Source organism: Acetobacter indonesiensis, assembly GCF_000963945.1.
Classification (GTDB): Bacteria; Pseudomonadota; Alphaproteobacteria; order Acetobacterales; family Acetobacteraceae; genus Acetobacter; species Acetobacter indonesiensis.
The window spans coordinates 32,145-54,251 of record NZ_BAMW01000011.1; the positions used below are offsets into that span (position 1 = coordinate 32,145).

The 22,107-nt window shown below is 58.2% G+C and carries 16 protein-coding genes; all 16 read left to right on the forward strand.

Annotation, left to right across the window (positions count from 1 at the left end):
• Position 1 precedes the first annotated feature (1 nt).
• The 16 genes from mraY to Abin_RS04560 all read left to right on the forward strand — a co-directional run bounded on the left by mraY (position 2) and on the right by Abin_RS04560 (position 22,094).
• On the forward strand, positions 2-1,096 hold the full coding sequence (gene mraY, locus Abin_RS04485; RefSeq protein WP_048845161.1) for a phospho-N-acetylmuramoyl-pentapeptide-transferase: 1,095 nt from the start codon (positions 2-4) through the stop codon (positions 1,094-1,096).
• Entirely contained in the window at positions 1,093-2,535 is a 1,443-nt protein-coding gene (gene murD / locus Abin_RS04490) for a UDP-N-acetylmuramoyl-L-alanine--D-glutamate ligase (protein ID WP_048845162.1), read from the forward strand. The genes mraY and murD overlap by 4 nt, the downstream gene beginning before the upstream one ends.
• The gene (locus Abin_RS04495; RefSeq protein ID WP_048845163.1) at positions 2,535-3,701 is read left to right on the forward strand and encodes an FtsW/RodA/SpoVE family cell cycle protein; all 1,167 of its coding nucleotides are present in this window, start codon (positions 2,535-2,537) and stop codon (positions 3,699-3,701) included. The genes murD and Abin_RS04495 overlap by 1 nt, the downstream gene beginning before the upstream one ends.
• Positions 3,698-4,846 carry an undecaprenyldiphospho-muramoylpentapeptide beta-N-acetylglucosaminyltransferase gene (murG, locus tag Abin_RS04500; protein ID WP_048845196.1) on the forward strand — a complete coding sequence of 383 codons (1,149 nt, stop codon included), beginning with the start codon at positions 3,698-3,700 and terminating at the stop codon, positions 4,844-4,846. The genes Abin_RS04495 and murG overlap by 4 nt, the downstream gene beginning before the upstream one ends.
• Complete coding sequence (gene murC / locus Abin_RS04505; RefSeq protein WP_048845164.1) at positions 4,843-6,276, forward strand: UDP-N-acetylmuramate--L-alanine ligase; 1,434 nt, start codon at positions 4,843-4,845, stop codon at positions 6,274-6,276. Before murG ends, murC begins: the two co-directional genes overlap by 4 nt.
• Positions 6,273-7,211 (forward strand): UDP-N-acetylmuramate dehydrogenase, encoded by a 939-nt coding sequence (gene murB, locus Abin_RS04510; protein ID WP_048845165.1) that lies wholly within the window; start codon positions 6,273-6,275, stop codon positions 7,209-7,211. The genes murC and murB overlap by 4 nt, the downstream gene beginning before the upstream one ends.
• Positions 7,208-8,149, forward strand: a complete 942-nt coding sequence (locus Abin_RS04515) for a D-alanine--D-alanine ligase (RefSeq protein WP_048845166.1) — start codon at positions 7,208-7,210, stop codon at positions 8,147-8,149. The genes murB and Abin_RS04515 overlap by 4 nt, the downstream gene beginning before the upstream one ends.
• Positions 8,146-9,084 (forward strand): cell division protein FtsQ/DivIB, encoded by a 939-nt coding sequence (locus tag Abin_RS04520; RefSeq protein ID WP_048845167.1) that lies wholly within the window; start codon positions 8,146-8,148, stop codon positions 9,082-9,084. The genes Abin_RS04515 and Abin_RS04520 overlap by 4 nt, the downstream gene beginning before the upstream one ends.
• The gene (gene ftsA, locus Abin_RS04525; protein ID WP_048845168.1) at positions 9,081-10,511 is read left to right on the forward strand and encodes a cell division protein FtsA; all 1,431 of its coding nucleotides are present in this window, start codon (positions 9,081-9,083) and stop codon (positions 10,509-10,511) included. Before Abin_RS04520 ends, ftsA begins: the two co-directional genes overlap by 4 nt.
• A gap of 82 nt (positions 10,512-10,593) precedes the next feature.
• Positions 10,594-12,138 carry a cell division protein FtsZ gene (gene ftsZ / locus Abin_RS04530; protein ID WP_048845169.1) on the forward strand — a complete coding sequence of 515 codons (1,545 nt, stop codon included), beginning with the start codon at positions 10,594-10,596 and terminating at the stop codon, positions 12,136-12,138.
• 149 nt (positions 12,139-12,287) lie between these two features.
• A complete protein-coding gene (gene lpxC, locus Abin_RS04535; protein WP_048845170.1) occupies positions 12,288-13,268 on the forward strand; it encodes a UDP-3-O-acyl-N-acetylglucosamine deacetylase in 981 nt (326 codons plus the stop codon).
• A 93-nt stretch (positions 13,269-13,361) separates the two neighbouring features.
• Positions 13,362-14,357, forward strand: a complete 996-nt coding sequence (locus Abin_RS04540; RefSeq protein WP_048845171.1) for an outer membrane protein assembly factor BamD — start codon at positions 13,362-13,364, stop codon at positions 14,355-14,357.
• A gap of 174 nt (positions 14,358-14,531) precedes the next feature.
• Positions 14,532-16,253 carry a DNA repair protein RecN gene (recN, locus tag Abin_RS04545; protein WP_048845172.1) on the forward strand — a complete coding sequence of 574 codons (1,722 nt, stop codon included), beginning with the start codon at positions 14,532-14,534 and terminating at the stop codon, positions 16,251-16,253.
• Positions 16,246-18,354 carry an NAD-dependent DNA ligase LigA gene (gene ligA / locus Abin_RS04550; RefSeq protein WP_048845173.1) on the forward strand — a complete coding sequence of 703 codons (2,109 nt, stop codon included), beginning with the start codon at positions 16,246-16,248 and terminating at the stop codon, positions 18,352-18,354. Before recN ends, ligA begins: the two co-directional genes overlap by 8 nt.
• Positions 18,355-18,544: 190 nt before the next feature.
• Complete coding sequence (gene ppdK, locus Abin_RS04555; protein WP_048845174.1) at positions 18,545-21,217, forward strand: pyruvate, phosphate dikinase; 2,673 nt, start codon at positions 18,545-18,547, stop codon at positions 21,215-21,217.
• 49 nt (positions 21,218-21,266) lie between these two features.
• Positions 21,267-22,094, forward strand: coding sequence for a pyruvate, water dikinase regulatory protein (locus tag Abin_RS04560; RefSeq protein ID WP_048845175.1), 828 nt, complete (start codon positions 21,267-21,269; stop codon positions 22,092-22,094).
• The last annotated feature ends 13 nt before the right edge of the window (positions 22,095-22,107 follow it).

A 22,107-nucleotide genomic window follows, 5' to 3' on the forward strand; every position in this document is an offset into this window, starting at 1 on the left:
CATGCTGTATCTTCTGGCGTCCCATGCCGTTCATGACGGCCATATGCCGTTGTTCAACCTGCTGCGCTACATCACGTTCCGCGCCGGATGCGCCTGTCTGACTGCTCTGGTTATCAGCCTGCTGATGGGCAAGCCGCTTATTGCCATGCTGCGCCGCATTCAGCGGGGCGGCCAGCCAATCCGCGCTTTAGGGCCGGAACGTCACCTGCTGGAAAAAACCGGCACACCAACAATGGGCGGCGTGCTGATCCTGTTCTCTCTGGCCATTTCCGTGCTGTTGTGGGGGGATCTGGAAAACGGGTTTGTGTGGGCTGTTCTGCTGACAACATTGGCGTTCGGGGCCGTAGGCTTTGCCGATGACTATCTGAAATTATCCCGCCGCAATACCGATGGCGTTTCAAAGCGCACCCGCCTGGGGGCAGAGTTCGCAACGTCTCTGGCGTGCGGCTGGTATCTGCAGACGCTCATGCCCGCAGACGTGGCAAACATGGTCGCTTTCCCGTTTGTGAAAGACCTGCTGCTGCCGCTGGGCTTTGCCTTTCCCATCTTTGCCATGATTACCATCACCGGCTTTGGCAATGCGGTAAACTTTACTGATGGGCTGGATGGCTTGGCTATTGTGCCGGTGGTGATTGCCGCACTGGTGTTTGGTATTCTTTCCTACGTGGTGGGGAACCACGTTTTTGCAGATTACCTACAGGTGCATGCTGTACCCGGCACGGGCGAACTGGCCGTGTTCTGTGCGGCTCTGGTTGGCGCGGGGTTAGGCTTTCTGTGGTTCAATGCGCCCCCTGCTTCCGTTTTCATGGGGGATACCGGCTCTCTCTCCCTTGGTGGGGCACTGGGGTCTCTGGCTGTTGCCATCAAGCACGAACTGGTGCTGTGCATTGTTGGTGGCCTGTTTGTGGTTGAAACCCTTTCGGTGGTGATTCAGGTTTTCTGGTACAAGCGCACAGGGCGGCGCGTGTTCCTGATGGCCCCCATTCATCACCATTTTGAGAAAAAAGGCTGGGCAGAGCCGAAAATTGTTATTCGGTTCTGGATTATTTCCGTCATTCTGGGGATGTGTGGCCTCGCCACATTGAAATTGCGATGAGCATTTTTCCACCCACGCTGTTTGAAGGTCAACGCTACGCTGTTCTGGGTCTAGGCCGGAACGGCGTGCCTGCTGTACTGGCTCTGGCCCGTTGCGGTGCCACCGTTCAGGCGTGGGATGATGGAGAAAACGCTCGCACTGCACTGGGCAAACACTGCGCGACACTTTCAGCAGATATTGCGGCCCGCATTACCTGCGCTCCAATCGAAACAGTGATGGGGTTTGACGGGTTGGTGCTCTCACCCGGTATTCCGCATAGTCTGCCAAAACCACACCCTGTCGCCCTGCTGGCACAGGATGCGGGGGTGCCCATCCTGTCTGACGCAGAACTGCTATATCGCGCCGTGCGCGGGGCAGGAAGCAAAGCCCGGTTTGCTGGCATTACAGGCACCAACGGCAAATCAACCACCACAACATTGCTGGCCCATATTCTGGACAACGCCGGTCTACCGGTAGCCGCCGGGGGCAATTTAGGCCCCGCCGCACTGGCGCTGCCCCTGTTGCCCGACAACGGGGTCTATGTACTTGAAATGTCATCCTACATGCTGGAACGGCTGGACACGCTGCATTTTGATGCGGCCTGCCTGCTGAACCTAACGCCTGACCATCTTGACCGTCATGCCGGCATGGAAGGCTATGCCCTTGCCAAAACCCGTGTTTTTGCTGGCCAGACACCAGATGATCTAGCGGTAATTGGCGTAGAAGATGACTGGTGCCGTGACATTGCTGCCAAATTAAAAGCCGGCCCCGCACGCTGTGTCACTATTTCCGGTGCTGCTGTAACACCGCCCAGCATGCTCTATGGGCAGAACAATGCGGTATGGCAGAACAACACAACTGCTGGCCCACAGAAAGTCGCAGATATCGGGCCTGCGTTACCCGGCAGCCATAATGCGGAAAACGCGGCTGCGGCGTATGCTATGGCCGAGTTTCTGGGTGTGTCACAGGCTGATATTGCATCAGGCCTGCGCACCTTCCCCGGTTTGCCGCACCGCCAGAAAGTGGTGGCAGAGCAAAATGGTGTTGTCTTTGTGGATGACAGCAAGGCCACCAACGCCGATGCGTCGTCCCGCGCCCTGGGATGTTACGACCGGCTGGTGTGGATTGCGGGCGGCATGGCAAAAGAAGGCGGCATCAATTCTCTGACAGACTACTTCCCGCGCATCACGCACACCTTCCTGATTGGCCGCGATGCCGAGGAACTGGCCGCAACCCTCCGTGCCCATAACGCGCCCTACACTATTGTAGGCACGCTAGAGGCCGCGGTGCCTGCCGCCTACGCCACAGCGCAGCAAAGCCACACACCTGTTGTGCTGCTTTCACCCGCATGCGCCAGTTTTGATCAGTTTTCAGGGTTTGAAGCACGCGGCCTCCGGTTTCAGGAACTGGCCCGCGCAATGCAGACTGATACCGCCCCACAGACAGGAAAGAACGGCTGATGCCAGGGTATTCCCGCAGTGATGATTCCGCTTTGGGCCGCTGGTGGCGGAATGTTGACCGCACCACGCTTATCTGCGCGTTCATTCTCATCGGGTTTGGCTATATTCTGATGATGGCCGCCAGCCCTGCTGTGGCTGTGCGTATTGGCGCATCACGCAATATGTTCATCTTCAAACAGATGATGTTTCTCAGCATTGCCGGGTTGATTGTAACGGGCGTTTCAACACTCTCGCGCAAAGCCGTGCTGCGACTATCCCTGATCGGGGGGGCTCTGATGCTGGGGGCTACGGCCCTGACACTTGTTCATGGCATTGAGATCAAAGGCGCACGCCGATGGATTGCGCTGCCCCTGATGTCCCTTCAGCCATCCGAATTCCTGAAACCCTGTTTTGCCGTTGTAACCGGGTGGCTGCTGACCCAGCGCCGCCTGACCAAATACTTCCCCGGTATGCTGCTGGCCTTTGGTCTTTTTGGTGCCATTCTGATGCTGCTGAAGTCTCAGCCAGACATCGGCATGTTGACAGTCATCACCACCGTTTTCATGACCCAGTTGTTTGTTGATGGCCTTAGCCTTGTTCTGGTGGGTGTCGGCGTGGCGTGCATGATCGGGGCGGGTGTGTCGGCCTTCTTCCTGTTCCCGCATGTGCGGTCACGTGTTGAACGCTTCATGCACCCCAACGTGGGGGACCACTACCAGATTGATACCGCCCTACGCGCTTTTGGTAATGGCGGCCTGACAGGCCGTGGCCCCGGTGAAGGCCGCGTAAAAGACCTTCTGCCCGACGCCCATGCTGACTTCGTGTTTGCCGTGGCGGGGGAAGAATACGGCATGATTGTCTGCATGCTGATTATTGCCGTGTTTGGCGTGATTGTGGTCCGCACATTGCTGCGCCTTATCCGGGAAGATGACCCGTTTGTGGTGCTTTCCGTCACCGGGCTGGTCACGGGGTTTGGCCTTCAGGCCTTTGTGAACATGGCCTCGACCTTGCATCTTATCCCGACCAAGGGCATGACGCTGCCTTTCATCTCCTATGGTGGGTCTTCAGCTATGTCTATTGCGCTGGCAGTCGGCATGGTTCTGGCCTTGACCCGACACCAGCCCGGCGGCCGCACGCAGATTGGAAACGGCTTCATGACCACACTCAGACAATGGCGGCCAGCATGACCCCCCGCACTATCGTCATTGCCGCCGGGGGAACCGGTGGGCACTTCTTCCCCGCAGAAGCACTGGCAGACGCCTTGGCCAGCCGCGGCCACCAGCTTGTGCTGATGACGGATGAGCGTGCCGGCACCCGGACCGAGGGTGTGTTTGCAGGTGGCCCACAATATGTGCTGCGGGGTGCCGGTGTTGCAGGCCGTGGCCCGACCCGTGCCCTGAAAGCCGGTTTGACATTGCTGGCCAGCGCATGGAAGGCGCGTTCCATTCTGCGCACTGTCAAGCCAGATGCCATTGTCGGGTTCGGCGGTTATCCCTCCGTGCCGCCTTTGCTGGGTGGGCGGCTACTGGGCCGCAAGCATCCTGTCCTGATTATTCATGAAGGCAATGCTGTTCTGGGCAAGGCCAATGCCGTGCTTTCCCGCTTTGCTGATGTTATTGCGACTTCCTACCCATCCGTCGCCAAGTTACCGATTGGCGCACGCACAGCGTTGACCGGCATGCCGGTTCGCCCTGCGATTGCGGATCTGGCCGGGGAAGCATATGCGCCCCCTGCTGACACCATTCATCTGCTTGTCTGGGGCGGGTCACTGGGGGCCACTGTTTTTGCCCAGACCGTTCCGGCCGCACTTGGCAAACTGCCAGAAACCCTGCGCAGCCGCCTGCGTGTTACGCAACAAGCCCGCAAGGCCGATCTGGACGATGTGCGTGCATCCTATGCGGGCATGGGTATTCAGGCGCGTGTAGAGCCATTTCTGAACGATGTTCCCGCCCTGCTGAAAAACGCGCATTTGGTCATTGGCCGTGCCGGTGGGTCTTCCGTGGCAGAAATTACCACAGCGGGCCGCCCGTCCATTCTGGTCCCACTGCCCATTGCGGCGAGTGATGAGCAGACTGAAAATGCCCGCGCCATAACCACTGCTGGTGCCGGGTGGATGATCCGCCAGCCGGATTTCACCCCCGCTGCTCTGGCTTCGCGCCTGAGTGATCTGTTAACCGCCCCGGACGATCTGGCGCGTGCCGCCGCCGCCGCGGCCACACTGGCCCGCCCGGATGCCGCCACCCGTCTGGCCGATATTGTAGAAGAATGTTTGCACCTTTCCCCCTCGCCCGCCTATCCGACGACACCCAGCCAGACGGAGTTCAGCGCATGAGAGCCCTCCCCCTTTCCATCGGCACCATCCATTTTGTGGGTATTGGCGGTATCGGCATGTCGGGCATTGCAGAGGTTCTGTCCATGCTCGGCTATTCCGTGCAGGGGTCAGACATTGCAGAAAACGGCAACGTCAAACGTCTGCGTGCAGCGGGTATTCCTATCTCCATCGGGCACGATGCCGCCAATCTGGGTGATGCGCAGGTTGTGGTCATTTCAACCGCCGTCAGCCGCGACAACCCGGAAGTTGTTGCCGCCCGCAGCCGGTTGATCCCTGTGGTACGCCGGGCAGAAATGCTGGCGGAACTGATGCGTCTGCGCTGGTCGGTTGCTATTGGCGGCACACACGGCAAAACCACCACCACCAGTCTGGTGGCCGCCGTGCTTGAAGCCGCGCAGCTTGACCCGACCGTTATCAACGGCGGCATTATCGAAGCCTACGGCACCAACACCCGCATGGGCAAAGGTGACTGGATGGTGGCCGAAGCGGATGAAAGTGACGGTTCTTTCCTGCGCCTGCCTGCTGTTATTTCCGTCGTGACCAACATGGATCCCGAACATCTGGACCATTGGGGGTCAGCCGAGGCCATGGAAGCGGCTTATGACCAGTTTGTTTCCAACGTGCCGTTTTATGGTTTTGCCGTGCTGTGCATTGACCACCCGGCCGTGCAGCAGATGATCCCGCGCCTGTCCGACCACCGCATTGTCACCTACGGGTTCTCCCCGCAGGCAGACGTCCGGGCTGAAAAGCTGATTACGGACAAAATGGGTGCGACGTTTGAAGTCACGCTGACAGACCGCATTACCCGCCGCACCCGCAAGGCCGGTCCATTCCGCCTGCCCATGCTGGGCTCACATAACGTGCAGAACGCTCTGGCTGCCATTGCTGTGGCAACGGAAATGGATATCAGTGACGATGTGATCCGCTCTGGTCTGGCTTCTTTCCGTGGTGTGAAGCGTCGCTTTACCCGCACGGGTGAAGCCGGCGGCATTACCGTGATTGATGATTACGGCCACCACCCGGTTGAAATTGCCGCCGTGCTGAAAGCGGCACGTCAGGCAGGGGCAGCCAAGGTTATTGCCGTAATGCAGCCCCACCGTTATTCGCGCCTGCAAATGCTGTTCGCTGATTTCTGCACCTGCATGAATGATGCAGATACCGTCATTGTGTCAGACATCTACGCGGCGGGTGAACAGCCGATTGAGGGCGTTAGCCGCGATATGCTGATTGAAGGCCTGCGCGAACGTGGCCACCGATCAGTCGTGCCGCTGTCCAGCCCTGACCATCTGGCAGAAATGGTCAACGCCATTGCCAAACCGGGTGACTATGTTGTCTGCCTTGGCGCAGGCACCATTACCAACTGGGCACAGGCATTGCCAGAACAGTTGTCGGCCCTTCAGGCCGCAGCGAAAGGTGGACGTGCGGCATGACTGCCGACACCATGACCAACCTTGTGCAGCATGCATTTGCTGACACACGCGGCCGTCTTACACCGCAAGCTCCTCTTGGGCCACGCACATGGTTTCGGGTCGGCGGCAATGCGGAATGGCTGTTTCAGCCAGCCGATACGGAAGATCTGGCAGCAGTCATGCAGAAGCTGTCACCAGAACTTCCTGTGACCGCACTGGGCGCGTGTTCAAACGTCATTATCCGCGATGGTGGGCTGGACGGCATTGTCATCCGTCTGGCCCGCGGTTTTGCCGATGTCACAGTTGAGCAGGACGGACTGGTTGTTGGCGCGGCCTGCTTGGATGCCACGGTTGCCGAACATGCGGCACAGGCTGGTCTGGGTGGGCTGGAATTTCTGGCAGGTATTCCCGGCTCCATCGGTGGGGCCGTGCGTATGAATGCGGGTGCGTATGGGTCTGACATCGCAGCAGTGCTTGATTGGGCGGATATTGTAACCCGCGATGGCAGTCTGGTACGGCTGGATGCTGGCGCACTGAACTTTGGGTATCGCCGGTCTGGCCTGCCCGAAGGTGCTTTGGTGGTGCGCGCACGCCTGCGCGGTGTGCCTGCAAACCCGGCCGATATTGCCGCCCGTATTGCCGACGTGCGCACATCCCGCGAACAATCCCAGCCTGTCCGGGCCAGAACCGGAGGGTCAACCTTCCGTAATCCTGACCCTGAACTCTCACGCCGCAAGGCATGGGAACTGATTGATGCTGCCGGTTGCCGCGGGTTAACGCTGGGCGGGGCGCAGGTCAGTGAAAAACACTGTAATTTTCTGATCAATACCGGCACAGCCACCGCCTCGGACCTTGAAGCATTGGGCGAGGAAGTCCGGAAGCGGGTTGAACAGAACTCTGGTGTTTCCCTGCACTGGGAAATCAAACGTATTGGCAAAACGGGCACCCCGGCATGAACAGCAATACACGTGTGACCGTTCTGATGGGCGGCATTTCCTCTGAACGCGAAGTCAGCCTGTCATCCGGCAAAGGCGTAGCTGATGCCCTGCGGAGCGCGGGCTATACCGTATCGGAACTGGATGCCGGGGCAGATCTGGCCGGGCTGGTTGCCAGCCTGACCGAACAGAAACCGGATGTGGTGTTCAATGCCCTGCACGGCCGCTTTGGGGAAGATGGTTGTATTCAGGGCATTCTGGAATGGATGCGCCTACCCTATACCCACTCCGGCGTACGCGCCTCTGCAACCGCTATGGACAAGGCCGCCGCCCGCGCGGTGTTTCTGTCTGCAGGCTTACCCGTTGCTGACGGCAAGGTTATCAGCATTGAAGAGCTGGCTGAAGCTGACCCGATGCCTGCCCCCTATGTGGTCAAACCATTAAGCGAGGGCTCGTCAGTTGGGGTATCCATTGTCCGCAAAGGATCAAATGTGCGGGCAGGGATTGTCGAAAACTGGCACTACGGCACACACGCACTGGTAGAAGAATTTATTCCGGGGCGTGAAATTACTATCGGCGTGCTGGGTGACCGTGCATTGACAGTAACAGACATCACCCCTACCCCAGCCGAAGGCCGCGATTTCTACGATTACGATGCCAAATACAAAGCAGGCGGGTCTGCCCACGTTCTACCGGCAAACATAGACGCGGATATTGCGAAAAAAGCCTGTGATATTGCTGTGGCAGCGCATCAGGCTTTGGGCTGTGCAGGCGCATCGCGGTCTGACTTCCGGCTGGATGACACTGGCGACGGCCCAGCCCGGCTTATTCTGCTGGAGGTCAACACCCAGCCGGGTATGACCGCAACATCCCTTCTGCCAGAACAGGCCGCCTATTGCGGCATCAGCTACCCGGAACTGTGCGGCTGGCTGGTTGAACAGGCCCTTCACCGTCAATGAGACCACCGCCCTCACCCTCTGATCGTCCGTCCCGGCTGGCTCTGTTTGCCCGCAGGCAGAAGCATCTGTTGCGGCCACTGGCCGGGCTTATCGTTCTGGGGGCTGTGGGCGGCGCGGCTTATCTGTATCTTCAGCTGCCTGGCGCAAAAGAACAACTTGCCCCCATACGCGATAGATTACTGAACAAAGCCCCCCTGCGTATTACCGCGCTTAAAATCGACGGTGCCCAGCTGACCAGTGAGGAAGCTATTCGTAACGCGGTTGGCGTAAAGGTGGGTGACCCTGTTCTGAACTTCAGCGTCAGTGACGCACGCGACAGACTGAATGCGCTGCCGTTTGTTGATCATGTAACGGTTGAGCGGCACCTTTCGGGCGAGATTGATGTTCATATTACCGAACGGCCGCCTTTTGCCGTCTGGCAGCATAATGGCCATTTTGAACTGATTGACCGTCAGGGCAACAAAGTGCCTGATCAGGGCATGACTGGCAAAGATGCAGAAGCCTTTACCAAACTGCCGCTGGTGGTGGGTGATGGTGCCAATGCCCCCGCAGCAACCCTGCTTGATGCACTGGCGCTGGAGCCAGAAGTCCGCTCCCGCATGGTCGCAGCTGTTCGCGTCAGCAACCGGCGCTGGAATCTCACGCTCAAAGATGGTGCCACAGTGCTGCTGCCAGAGGGAGAGGAAGTGCCCGCCATCCATCGGCTGGCCAAGCTCCACGCGACCACCCGTCTGCTTGATCGGCCTGTCGTGCTGATTGACATGCGCCTGCCAGACCGCCTGACCATTCGGGAAAAACCGCCAGAACCACAACCCGATGCCAGCAAACCAGAAACGGATGCCCCAGCCGCAGCCGGTGCCCATCCCGGCAAACCCGCGGCAGCGCCTTCTGGTCAGCCCCACTCCTCAGCCCCCGCAACGGGAAGCCCACAATGAATGACCGCGCACGTTCTTCCTCTCCCAATTTTTCTCTGGGGGGCCGGTCTCGCAAAAAATCTGCCAATGGGGGCGCATCTTCCGGCCTGTTGATGAGTGGTGATGACACCATCCTTCCGCTGCCGCCGTCAGAAGCCAATAAACGCCCCCGCGTATGGCGCAACGGCTACTCCGCAGTGCTGGATATCGGGTCAACCAAAATTACCTGCCTGATTGGCAAGGGCGAGCCAAACGGCAATCTGCGGGTCATTGGCTGCGGCTGGCGTCGGTCAGATGGTATTCGCAACGGTGCCATTACAGACCTGCAAAAAGCGGAAGCGGCCATTCGGGCTACGGTTGGTCAGGCTGAAATGATGGCCGAACGGACGGTTGACCGCATTGTGGTCAATCTGTCCTGCGGTCATCCGGCCAGCCGTCTGTTCAACGTACGGTGGCCTGTCGGCGGCCGCGTTGTCACGGAAGCCGATATTCGCCGCGTGGTGACGGAAGGCCGTGTGCAGGCGACGGTTGAAGGACGCGACGTTGTCCATACACTCCCAATTGATTTTACGGTCGATGACACCGAAAACGTCGCAGACCCGCGTGGTCATTTGTGTGAAACCCTGAAAGCACGGCTGCATATTATTGATGCGGCTTCGACTGCCCTGCTGAATCTTGAAACGGTTTTAAGCCGGGCAGAACTGAAGCTGGAAGCACTTGTATCCTCCCCCATGGCCTCTGGCTTGTCCGTTCTGGATGCCGATGAGCGGGAACTGGGCACCACCGTCATTGAAATGGGCGGCGGTACAACCTCTTTTGCTGTTTTTGGCGAAGGCCAGATCCTGCACACCGCGCAAATTGGTGTCGGTGGTCTGCACGTTACCCGCGATATTGCCCGTGGGCTGAGCACATCGCTGGAAAATGCCGAGCGTCTGAAAACGGTTTACGGCAGCGCGGATCTTGCATCGGACGTTGAGGACGAACTGATCACGGTAGAGTTACTGGGCAACGACGTTCCGCATTTTGAACAGATTTCCCGCGCACAGCTTGGCCGTATCATCCGGCCACGCATGGAAGAAACACTCGAACTGGTACGTGAAAAACTTGATGGCGCAGGTTTGGGTAATGCCGCAAGTGGTCGCATTGTATTGACCGGCGGAGCCTCACTTCTGGATGGCATGCGGCCGCTGGCCGAGCGTATTCTGGGTTCACCTGCCGCTAAAGGCCGACATGGGCCGGCGTTTACACGCTCGGTTCGGTTGGGGCGGCCCAAGAACATTATTGGCCTGCCTGAAAAAACGGCCGCAGCCGCAGGCTTTGCCACTGCGGCCGGGTTGCTATCCTGGGCAGCAAGTGCTGAACGACCATTTGGCGATGTTGAGTTCAGAGAAGCACCCCCTTCAGGTTTTTTACAGAAACTCGTCGCTTTTATTCGTGAGAGAGTTTGATATACTTAACGCAATACTGAAACATCACGCCCGCTAGCCATTACTGACTCCGTTAGCCGCCGCTGTTCACCGGGAGAGACTTATGACACTGAACCTGACCGTGCCACCTCAAAATCACGCTGATTTCTCGCCGAGAATCACCGTTATCGGCGTTGGCGGCGGCGGTACGAACGCAGTGGACAACATGATTGCGTCGAACCTTCAGGGCGTGGAATTTGTTGTTGCCAATACGGATGCTCAAAGTCTGGCAAAAAGCCGGGCTGACCGCCGTGTACAGCTTGGCCCGCACCTGACGCATGGTTTGGGTGCCGGGGCAAAACCGGAAGTTGGGCGCGGCGCGGCAGAAGAAGCGGCAGATGAACTGGCCCGGCACCTTGATGGCTCTCACATGGTTTTCATCACCACCGGTATGGGTGGTGGCACGGGTACGGGTGCGGCCCCGGTTATTGCCCGCATGGCGCGTGAACGGAATATTCTGACGGTTGGCGTTGTCAGCAAGCCTTTCGACTACGAAGGCAAGCGTCGCGCCCGTCTGGCGGATGAAGGGATTAAAGAACTTCAGCAGTATGTTGATACGCTGATTGTTATCCCAAACCAGAACCTGTTCCGCGTTGCCAGCGAACGTACTACTCTGCGTGAAGCCTACAAAATGGCTGACCACGTTCTGTATATGGGCGTGCGTGGCGTGACCGACCTGATGATGGCCCCCGGCTACATCAACCTCGACTTCGCAGATATCCGCAGCGTCATGGCCGAAATGGGCAAGGCTATGATGGGTACGGGGGAAGCCGAAGGTGAAAACCGCGCGATTGAAGCTGCTGAAGCTGCGATCGCCAACCCGCTGCTTGAAGATTCTTCCATGTCTGGCGCACAGGGCCTGCTGGTGAACATCACCGGCGGTGAAGACATGACGCTGTTTGAAGTGGAAGAAGCCGCAAACCGCATTGGTCGTGAAGTTGCCGAAGGCGCAAACATGATCTGGGGTTCTATCATTGACGAAAACATGAATGGCAAAATTCGTGTCTCCGTCGTAGCAACCGGTATTGATATTCCCCCCCCCAATGCTGACCGTCTGCATCTGGTTTCGGTTGAAAGCGAAACCGGAACTGAACATCCTGCTGCGGCTGCCAACGCAGCTCCGCAGGCAGAAGCCTCGGCTTCAGCGAGCACACCACGGGCAGAAAGCAGCGCTGCGCAGACGCACTATCAGGCACCCCGTCCTGCCGCTGCTGCGCCAACACAACCGGCTTATCAGGCGCCGCAGACTGCATCATCTCACGTAACGCCTCCCCCGGCTCACAGTGTTCCGGGTTCGGCGGCACCGGCGGCCTCTGCCCCGGCTGGTCAGGCCCAACCTCTCAGCCGTCAGGTTCCTTCACCCCGCGCTGGTCTGTTTACGGAAACGCCTCGCTCCCCTTACGCGCCTGAACATGCGCAGCAGTCCTCCCGTAGCCTGTTCGGCCGCGTCACCGGTGCGTTCCGTCGCAGCGCTGGGGATGAACAGCGTAACGAACCCACAACGCAGCAGCGCCCAACCGTCAGTCAGGCTGACCAAGGGCCAAGCATCCGTCAGGCTGAAACGGATGATGCCGGTCTGGAAATCCCGACCTTCCTGCGTCGTCAGTAATCTGGCGGTATTTTATGGCGCGCCGTCCTATGGGGCGGCGCGTTTTTTGTGTGTAATAGACGGCAATAATCATTGACTCGCCAGAACACTTTGCCGGCTTTAGCGTTAGGCTGCACAGTTTTTCACTCTAGCAGGAAAACGTCAGAGCCATGGACAGTCTCCTGATGGAACCGATTTCTCTCTCCGCTACGCCGGAAGCGTTGTCTGTTCCTCCCTATAGCCGCACCAAGACGGTAAAGACCTGTCAGCATACGCTGGGCCAGACTATTTCAAGCGTCGGGATCGGTCTGCACACCGGTGCACGGATCAACCTGACGCTGATGCCTGCCCCAGCTGATCACGGGATTGTCTTCCGCCGGAGTGATCTGAACGCTTCGCCGTTGCCCGCACGATTCGACCACGTGGTTGATACACGCCTGAGCACGGTTCTGGGTGAGGCCACTAATCCTGCAAACCGTATTGCCACCATTGAACATCTGATGGCGGCACTCCACGGATGTGGGGTAGACAATGCGCTGGTGTTGGTTGATGGCCCGGAAATTCCGGTATTTGACGGTTCAGCCGCTGATTTCGTTTTTCTGCTTGATTGCGCTGGCCGAGCCCCACAGGACGCCGTACGCCAGAGCATTGAAGTTCTGCGCCCCATCCGGGTAGAACATAACGGCGCTTTTGTTGAACTTTTACCCTCTGCCGCACCGTCGCTGCATCTGTCTCTGGGGATTGAATTTTCTGCGTCCGCCATTGGTAAGCAGAATTTTTCTCTGTCCCTGACACCTGACACGTTCCGGCACGATCTGGCCCGCAGCCGTACTTTTACTCTGCGTCAGGAAATTGAAGCCCTGCACAAGGCGGGCCTTGCCCGTGGCGGCTCGCTTGATAATGCGATTGTGGTTGATGGTGCAGATATTTTGAACCCTGCTGGCCTGCGCTGCCCCGATGAGTTCATCCGCCACAAAATGATGGATGCCGTGGGGGATCTGTATCTGGCCGGTGCCCCGCTGCGGGCCCGTTTCACAGGCTATCGTTCAGGCCATGGGCTGAATAATCAGGTGCTACGCGCCCTGTTTGCAGATACGTCAGCCTGGCGTTTTGTTCCACCGACCGCAGTGGCCGCCCTTGCCGCTGCATGATATGATTTTTCGTTAAAGCGCACAGAGCATCTATCCTTTCCTTTCCCTGACGGCTATGCGTGCTATAAGATAGCTTCAAATTAAAGAACCGGGATGTCTGTGAGCGTTATCAATCCTCTTTCCGTTCGCTGCCGCATTCGCCAGTTGGCGACGGCCAGTCTGCTATTGGGCTTGTCCGGCTGCGGGCTGTTCGGGCATGAGAAAGCGCCCGAGGTTCCGAAACTGGCCTCGGCAGAAACCCTGTATAACAACGGTATCGACGCCCTACGGACGCGCCGTTACACGCTGGCTGCGGCAGAATTTGAGGTTCTTCAGCAGAACTATCCCTATTCAGGCTATGTGGCGAACGCCCAGCTGATGGAAGGGTATGCCTACTACCTGAAGGGTAAATACCCTGAAGCAGTGCAGCAGCTTAACCGCTTTATTGGCCTGCACCCTACCAGTGCCGATGCCGCTTACGCCTATTACCTGCGCGCCCTGTGCTATTATGAACAGATTGCCGACGTGCAGCGTGACCAGCAGGGCACCGTGGAATCCATGGACGCACTGGAAGAAGTGATTACCCGCTTCCCGCAGTCCAAATACGCCCGTGATGCGCAGCTCAAGATTGATCTTTGCCGTGACCATCTGGCCGGTAAGGAAATGCAGGTGGGTCGCTACTACCAGCAGGAACGCAACTACGAAGCCGCCATCAACCGTTATCAGCGCGTTGTGCAGGACTTCCAGACAACCAACCACGTGCCAGAAGCGCTGGAACGTATGGTTGAAGTCTATCTTGATCTGGGTCTGACAGATCAGGCGCGTAAATCCGGCATTGTGCTTGGCTATAACTACCCCGGCAGCAAATGGTATCGCTTCGCGTACAACAACCTGAAGCGCTACAAACTGCTGAACGAAAAATTCCCCATTCCGGGCAAACTGGTTACTGCACCGGCAACACCGGCCCAGACGGCACCTCCGCCTACCGCCGCTGGCGCAGCCCCTGCCCCGGCCGCCATGGGGCAGGCACAGCCGCTGGATATCAAAAAAGCCCCCGTGGCTCCGGTCAAGGCCGAGCCAGCAGCACCAGATCAGGCCCGCGTGCTGTGACCTAGTGGCGTGCGCTGCAGCCTATTGTGCAAAGGGACAGGCTGTCGTCTGTCCCTTTTTTATTTTTGTTCTCTTTCCGTTCGCCTCTTTTTTTTATAAAACCCATAAAGTCACGGGCACGGATACTGCCCATCCTGTTTCTGTCTTCGTCAGATTTTTCAGACCGGACCCATCATGCTGACAAACCTTTCCATCAGAGATGTGGTGCTTATCGAAGCCTTGGACCTGTCTCTCCATGCGGGCTTTACGGCCCTGACAGGGGAAACCGGGGCCGGGAAATCCATTCTGCTAGACAGTCTGGGGCTGGCGCTGGGTGAGCGTGCCAGTGCAGGTCTGGTCCGGGCAACGGCAGAAGAAGCCCGCGTAACAGCCAGCTTTGATGTGGCGCTTGACCATCCCGCCTACGGGCTATTGACCGAACAAGGCATTGCCGCAGAAGCGGGTGAGCCGCTGATGCTGCGCCGTATTATCTCTAAAGACGGGCGCTCCCGTGCATGGATTAACGATCAGGCTGTGGGCATTACGCTCATGCGCCGCGTTGCCGTGACTCTGGTCGAAATTCAAGGGCAGCACGAACAGATGGGACTGGCCGATTCCAGCACCCATCGCGGGCTTCTGGATGCTTATGGCGTGCCGTCGTCCCTGCTGACAGAAGTTTCACGCACTTACACACGCTGGCAGAAATTAAGCACGGAGCTAACGGCGGCCCGCAGAACACTGCAAGAAGCGGCACGAGAAGAAGAATGGCTGCGCCATACGGTTGAGGAACTGGGCACACTTGCCCCCCAGCCAAATGAAGAAGCCATGCTGGCCGAACAACGGCACGCCCTGCAACAGGCCGAACGGCGTGGTGAAGCCATTGCCGCAGCACAATCCGAACTCACCCCCCGAGACCGCCGCAATGCCGGGCCCGCCGCTGCCCTGCGGGGGGCCAGCCGCGCCCTGCAACGCCTTCTGCCTGCGCCCTCTGCCGAACCCGCTCTGGCAGACCCACTTGAAGCCCGCACCAACGAAGCCTTAGCTGCCCTTGAAAGCGCGGAAACAGCGTTGGCCGAAGCGGAAAATCTGCTCTCCCGTCTGGCGGACGAGTCAGAAGCCAATCCGCGACTGCTGGAAGAAGCAGAGGAACGGCTGTTTGCCTTACGCGCCGCCGCCCGCAAACATGATGTGGCAGTTGATGATCTGCCCGGCCTGCTTGAGCGTCTGACGGCTCGACTCACCGCCCTTGAAACCGGCGCAACTCATCTGGACGCGCTGCAACAGGCCGTGCAGGAAGCACGCACCGTGTACGAAACCGCTGCACAACGGCTTTCTGCTGCGCGTGAAAAGGCGGCACGCAAGCTGGAACAGGCTGTTACCAAAGAGCTGAAACCCATCAAACTTGAGCGCGCCCGCTTTCTGGTGGAACTCGAACGCCTGCCCTCCGAAAGCTGGAGCGCGCAGGGCATGGAACAGACAACGTTCCTGATAGCCGCCAACCCCGGCCAACCACCCGGCCCCTTGGCCAAGGTCGCCTCTGGGGGGGAGTTGTCGCGCCTGATGCTCGCGCTGAAGCTGGTTCTGGCCGAACAATCCTCCATCGGCACCATTGTGTTTGACGAAATTGATGCCGGTGTGGGCGGAGCCACGGCCGCTGCCATTGGAGAGCGCCTGCATCGGCTTGCCAAACGGTCCGTGCAGGTATTGGCCGTCACCCACAGCCCACAAGTTGCGGCCAGTGCTGACGCCCATCTGCGCATTGGCAAAATTGTGCGTAACGGCAACACCGCCACCCACGCTGCCCCGCTCAGCACCGAAGAACGGCAGGAAGAAATAGCGCGTATGCTGGCCGGTGATGTGATTACCGATGCCGCCCGCGCCGCCGCCGCCAGCCTGCTTGGACAGAAGAATGACTGAACACCTCGCCCCAACCGACCTTGACGCTGCACAGGCTAAAGCAGAACTCACTCGCCTTTCTGATCTGATTGGCCGGTATAATACGGCCTACTACACGCATGACGCCCCGGAAGTCAGCGATGCGGACTATGACGCCCTGCGCAAACGCTATGATGCCATTCTGGCCCTGCACCCGGAAGCCGAGCCAGCCGAAAGTACGGCAAACAGCGTCGGCGCCACGCCAGATAGTGCGTTTGGAAAGCACCGCCATCTGGTGCCCATGCTGTCACTGGATAACGTGTTCGATCAGGACGAATTTGAAGCCTTCATCAACCGCGCCACCCGCTTTCTGGGGTTGAGCGAGGCTGACGCCCAAAAGCTGGCGTTTGTAGCAGAGCCCAAAATTGATGGCCTTTCCATCAGCCTGACATACCAGAACGGCAAGTTTATACGCGGCACAACCCGTGGCGACGGCACCGAGGGCGAAGACGTCACCGCCAATCTGCTCACGCTGAAAGACTTACCGAAAGAGCTGAACGGCCCCGCCCCGGAACTAATTGAAATTCGTGGGGAAGTGTTTCTGTCAAAAGAGCATTTTCTGGCACTGAATGCCGCACAGGAAGCCATTGGCCGCAAACCTTTTGCCAACCCGCGCAATGCGGCAGCAGGTTCACTTCGCCAGCTTGATTCGCGTGTTACAGCCCGTCGGCCTTTGTCTTTGTTTGCCTACGCTATGGGGTTCAGTTCTGAACGACAGTCACGCAGCCATTGGGCGTATCTGGAACAACTGAAAGCCTGGGGTTTTCCGGTTAATCCATTATCCCGCAAACTGGAAGCCGCCAGTGGGGCGGAGACATTTTTTGATGACGTCAGCCGTGAACGGGCTGGCCTTTCGTATGATATTGACGGCGTTGTTTATAAAATTGATGACCTGATTTTGCAGGAACGCCTGGGCTTTGCCGGACGCGCCCCACGCTGGGCCGTTGCCTGGAAATTCCCGGCAGAACAGGCCGTAACAACCCTCAAAGCCATTGAAATTCAGGTTGGCCGCACGGGAGCGCTGACCCCTGTTGCGCATCTGGAACCCGTCAATGTTGGTGGTGTGCTGGTGATGCGGGCCACCCTGCATAACGAAGACGAAATCGCCCGCAAGGACGTACGCCCGGGCGATACGGTGCAGATTCAGCGGGCGGGCGACGTTATTCCGCAAATTCTGGCGGTTGTACCGTCCGGCCCGAACGCACCGCCTCGGGCCGAGCCATTCCATTTCCCGGACCACTGCCCTGCCTGTGGGGCTGTGGCCGTACGCCCGGAAGGCGAAGCCATACGCCGCTGCACGGGCGGACTGACGTGTCCCGCCCAGATTGTAGAGCGCCTGATTCACTTCGTCTCACGCAATGCGTTTGATATTGAAGGACTGGGCGATCGCTCCATCCGCGAGTTTTACGATGAGGGGCTGATCCACACCCCAGCCGACATTTTCCGCCTCCATTCTCATGCTGACACCATCATGAAGCGTGAAGGTTGGGGCGAACAGTCAGTGCGTAACCTGATGCAGGCCATAGAAGCGCGCCGCACCATCTCGCTTTCGCGCTTTATTTTCGCGTTGGGTATTCGCCGTATTGGTGAAAGCAACGCGCGGCTGCTGGCGCGGCATTACGGCACCTATGAAAACTGGGTCGCCCAGCTTCGCAAGGCTTCTGTTATTGGATCTGACGAACGACTTGAACTCGGGTCGATTACCGGCATTGGCAGCGTCATAGCGGATGATCTGGTTGCCTTCATGAGCGAAGAGCACAACCGTGCAACATTGGAAGACCTGAAATCCTTTCTGAACATAACTGAGGAAGAGCAGGCCTCGGGAGGCCCGCTATCTGGCAAGACAGTGGTCTTTACCGGCACCCTTCTTACACTGACCCGGCAGGAAGCCCGCGCCATGGCAGAGCGGATGGGTGCAAAAGTTTCTGATTCTGTCTCAAAAAAAACAGACCTGGTCATTCTGGGTGAAAAGGCCGGGTCAAAGGCCAAAAAAGCGGCAGAATTAGGGATTGATACGCTGGATGAAGCCGGGTGGAACAGCTTCTGCGCCGGGGATGCGCCTGCCACACCAGAAAGCGCCTGAAACCGAAAAAGAGTCGTTGCCGAGGGAAACAAAACGCGTCATGCTCGTTTCTGTCGAAGGGGTGGATTTAGTCGTCCAGAATAATAATTAAAAAAATTCGTTCGCAGATCGGCCTGTTACCTCGGTTCTCCCATCCCCTCGCCCGGGGTTGAGCTGGCTCTGCGTTCGCACCAACGAAGTGAACGGCAACATGACCAAGTGGATCTATAGTTTCGGCGCTGGCCATAATGAAGGCAACGCCGGGATGCGCAATCTCCTCGGCGGCAAAGGCGCTAATCTGGCCGAAATGGCCAACATCGGCCTGCCCGTCCCCCCCGGATTTACGATTACCACAGAAGTCTGCTCAGCTTTCTACGACAATGGCCGCGCCTATCCGTCTGATCTGGAAGCACAGATTGACGCAGCAATGGCCGCTGTTGAAGATGCAATGGGGCTGCGCTTTGGTGATGCCAACGCACCGCTGCTGGTGTCTGTCCGCTCTGGTGCCCGCGTTTCCATGCCGGGCATGATGGACACGGTGCTGAACCTTGGCCTGAATGATGAAACGGTTGAAGGGCTTGTCCGCTCATCGGGTGATTCCCGCTTTGCATGGGATAGCTACCGCCGCTTCATTCAGATGTATGGCTCCGTCGTGCTGGGCGTGCCGCATCACCGTTTCGAAGATATTCTTGAGCACGCCAAACGCGCGCTTGATAAGGAAGATGACACCGCGCTGACCGCCGAAGACTGGCAGGATGTGGTCAAAGACTACAAAGCCATTGTTCTGCGTGAAACCGGCACACCTTTCCCTGAAAAACCCAAAGACCAGTTGTGGGGCGCTATTGGGGCTGTGTTCGGGTCATGGATGAACCCACGCGCCAATACCTACCGTAAACTGCATGATATCCCCGCAAGCTGGGGTACGGCTGTTAACGTGCAGTCCATGGTGTTCGGCAACATGGGGTCTGACTGTGCGACCGGCGTCTGCTTCACGCGTGACCCGTCAACCGGTGAAAATATTTTCTACGGTGAATACCTGATCAATGCGCAGGGTGAAGACGTTGTAGCCGGTATCCGCACGCCGCAGCCAATGTCTGCCGAACGCGCAACGCCTGATCAGAACCCGATGGAAAAGGCACTTCCTGAAGCTTACAAGGAAATGCTGAACGTCCGGTCCCTGCTTGAACGTCACTACAAGGACATGCAGGACATCGAGTTCACGGTGCAGAGCAACAAGCTCTATCTGCTTCAGACCCGTAACGGTAAGCGCACTGCGGCGGCTGCCCTGCGTATTGCCATCGACATGGCGCAGGAAGGGCTTATCACGCAGGAAGAAGCCATTACCCGTGTGCCTCCGTCCTCGCTTGATCAGCTTCTGCATCCGATCCTTGACCCCAAGGCAGAACGTACACAGCTTGCCCGTGGCCTTCCGGCCTCCCCCGGGGCGGCAACAGGCGTAATCGCGTTCTCGGCTGAAGATGTTGAAGATCGCGCCAGCAAGGGTGAAGACGTTATTCTGGTGCGTATCGAAACGTCGCCAGAAGATGTGCATGGCATGCATGCTGCCCGCGGTGTGCTGACCACCCGTGGCGGTATGACGTCTCACGCTGCTGTGGTTGCACGTGGCATGGGCCGCGTCTGCGTGGCCGGTGCTGGCAGCATTACGGTGGATTACAAGGCGCAGACCATGTCTGTCAGTGGCCACACGCTGAAAGCTGGTGACTGGATCACGCTGGATGGTGGCACGGGTGCCGTTTATCTGGGCCGCGTTCCGACTATTGCTCCCTCACTGTCTGGCGACTTCTCTACCCTGATGGGGTGGGCTGACTCCGTGCGTCGTCTGGGTATTCGCGCCAACGCTGAAACACCGGAAGATGCCGAAACCGCCCGCCGCTTCGGCGCGGAAGGGATTGGCCTGTGCCGTACCGAACATATGTTCTTCGGCCCGGACCGTATTGGCCATGTGCGCCAGATGATCATGGCGGAAGACAGTGCAGCACGTGCGCGTGCCATTGATGCGCTGCTGCCCTTCCAGCGTGATGACTTCACGGCGCTGTTCCGTATTATGGCCGGTCTGCCTGTCACCATCCGTCTGCTTGACCCGCCGCTGCATGAGTTCCTGCCGCATGGGGAAGCAGAACTGAAGGAAGTGGCTGCGGCTCTTGGTCAGGATGTTGAAACGCTGCGGGCCCGTCGGTCAGCTCTGTCTGAATCCAACCCGATGCTGGGCCATCGTGGCTGCCGCCTTGGCATCAGCCACCCGGAAATCTACGCCATGCAGGTCCGTGCCATTACGGAAGCTGCCCTGGCCGTTTCCAAGGAAACAGGCAAGCAGGTTATTCCTGAAATCATGATCCCACTGGTGGGCACCAAGGCAGAACTTGACCTTGTGCGCAAAGCCAGCGAAGCCGTGATTGCCAACGTGCTTGAAGAACAGAAAGCTGAACTGACCTATCTGATCGGCACCATGATCGAGCTGCCGCGTGCTGCCATCACGGCTGACCAGATTGCTGAAAGTGCAGATTTCTTCTCCTTCGGCACAAACGACCTGACGCAGACGGCCCTTGGTCTTTCCCGTGATGATGCCGGGTCATTCCTGCCATCTTACGTGGAAAAAGGTCTGCTGCCGCAGGATCCGTTCATTTCCATCGACCGCGAAGGCGTGGGTGGTCTGGTGCGGATGGGCGTTGAAAAAGGCCGTGCCACGAAACCGGGCCTCAAGCTTGGGATTTGCGGTGAACATGGGGGCGACCCACTGTCCATTTCCTTCTTTGAAGAAGTCGGGCTTGATTATGTCTCCTGCTCGCCCTTCCGTGTGCCTGTTGCGCGCCTTGCCAGCGCGCAGGCTGCCCTTGCAGCCCGCCGCAATGCGGTGAAAGCCTAACGAAAAGGGCCGCTCCGCAAGGGGCGGCCTTTTTCAAAACTGAACGATCATGAACCAGAAATCTCTGACCCTTCATCTTGTCTCTGAAGCCACCGGCCAGACGCTTGATTCCGTTGCCCGTGCCTGCATTGCGCAATTTCCCAACACTGATGTGCGGCTCCGTCACTGGAACCTTATCCGCTCGCGCCTTCAGCTTCGCCGTGTGCTGCGTCACATTGCGCTAGACCGTGGGCCTGTCATGTCCTCGCTGACTGACCCTGCCCTTCAGGCAGATATGGAAGCAGGATGTGCCAGCATGCAGGTGCGCCTGCTGGACGTTCTGGATAACGCCATGAAATTCCTCTCTAACGAAACAGGGGAAGAAGCAACGCGGCATCCGGGTGGCCAGTACATCATGGATGAAAATTACTACCAGCGTATTGAAGCCATGCACTACGTTCTGGCCCATGATGACGGGCAGGAAACAAACGGGCTGAGCGAAGCGGATGTTGTTCTGGTCGGGGTTTCCCGTGTTTCCAAAACGCCGACCTGTTTTTATCTGGCTAATCGGGGCATCAAAGCGGCCAACGTGCCCTTGGTCATGGGTATTGAACCGCCACCTGCGCTGTTTTCCATCAAACGCCCGGTTATTGGCTTAACCATTGAACCGGAAACCTTGATTGAAATTCGCCGTACCCGTCTGTCGCAGATGATTCCGTCCGGGCACCGTCATGATCCGGCTGCGGAATACGCTTATATTGATCTGGAAAAAGTGCAGGAAGAACTGCGTTGGGCCCGTCGGCTTTGCCGGCACCATAACTGGCCGGTGATTGACGTCACCCGCCGGTCGATTGAAGAAACATCAGCTTCTATTCTGGAACTGATTGAAAGCCCCTAAGCAGCTTTCAGGA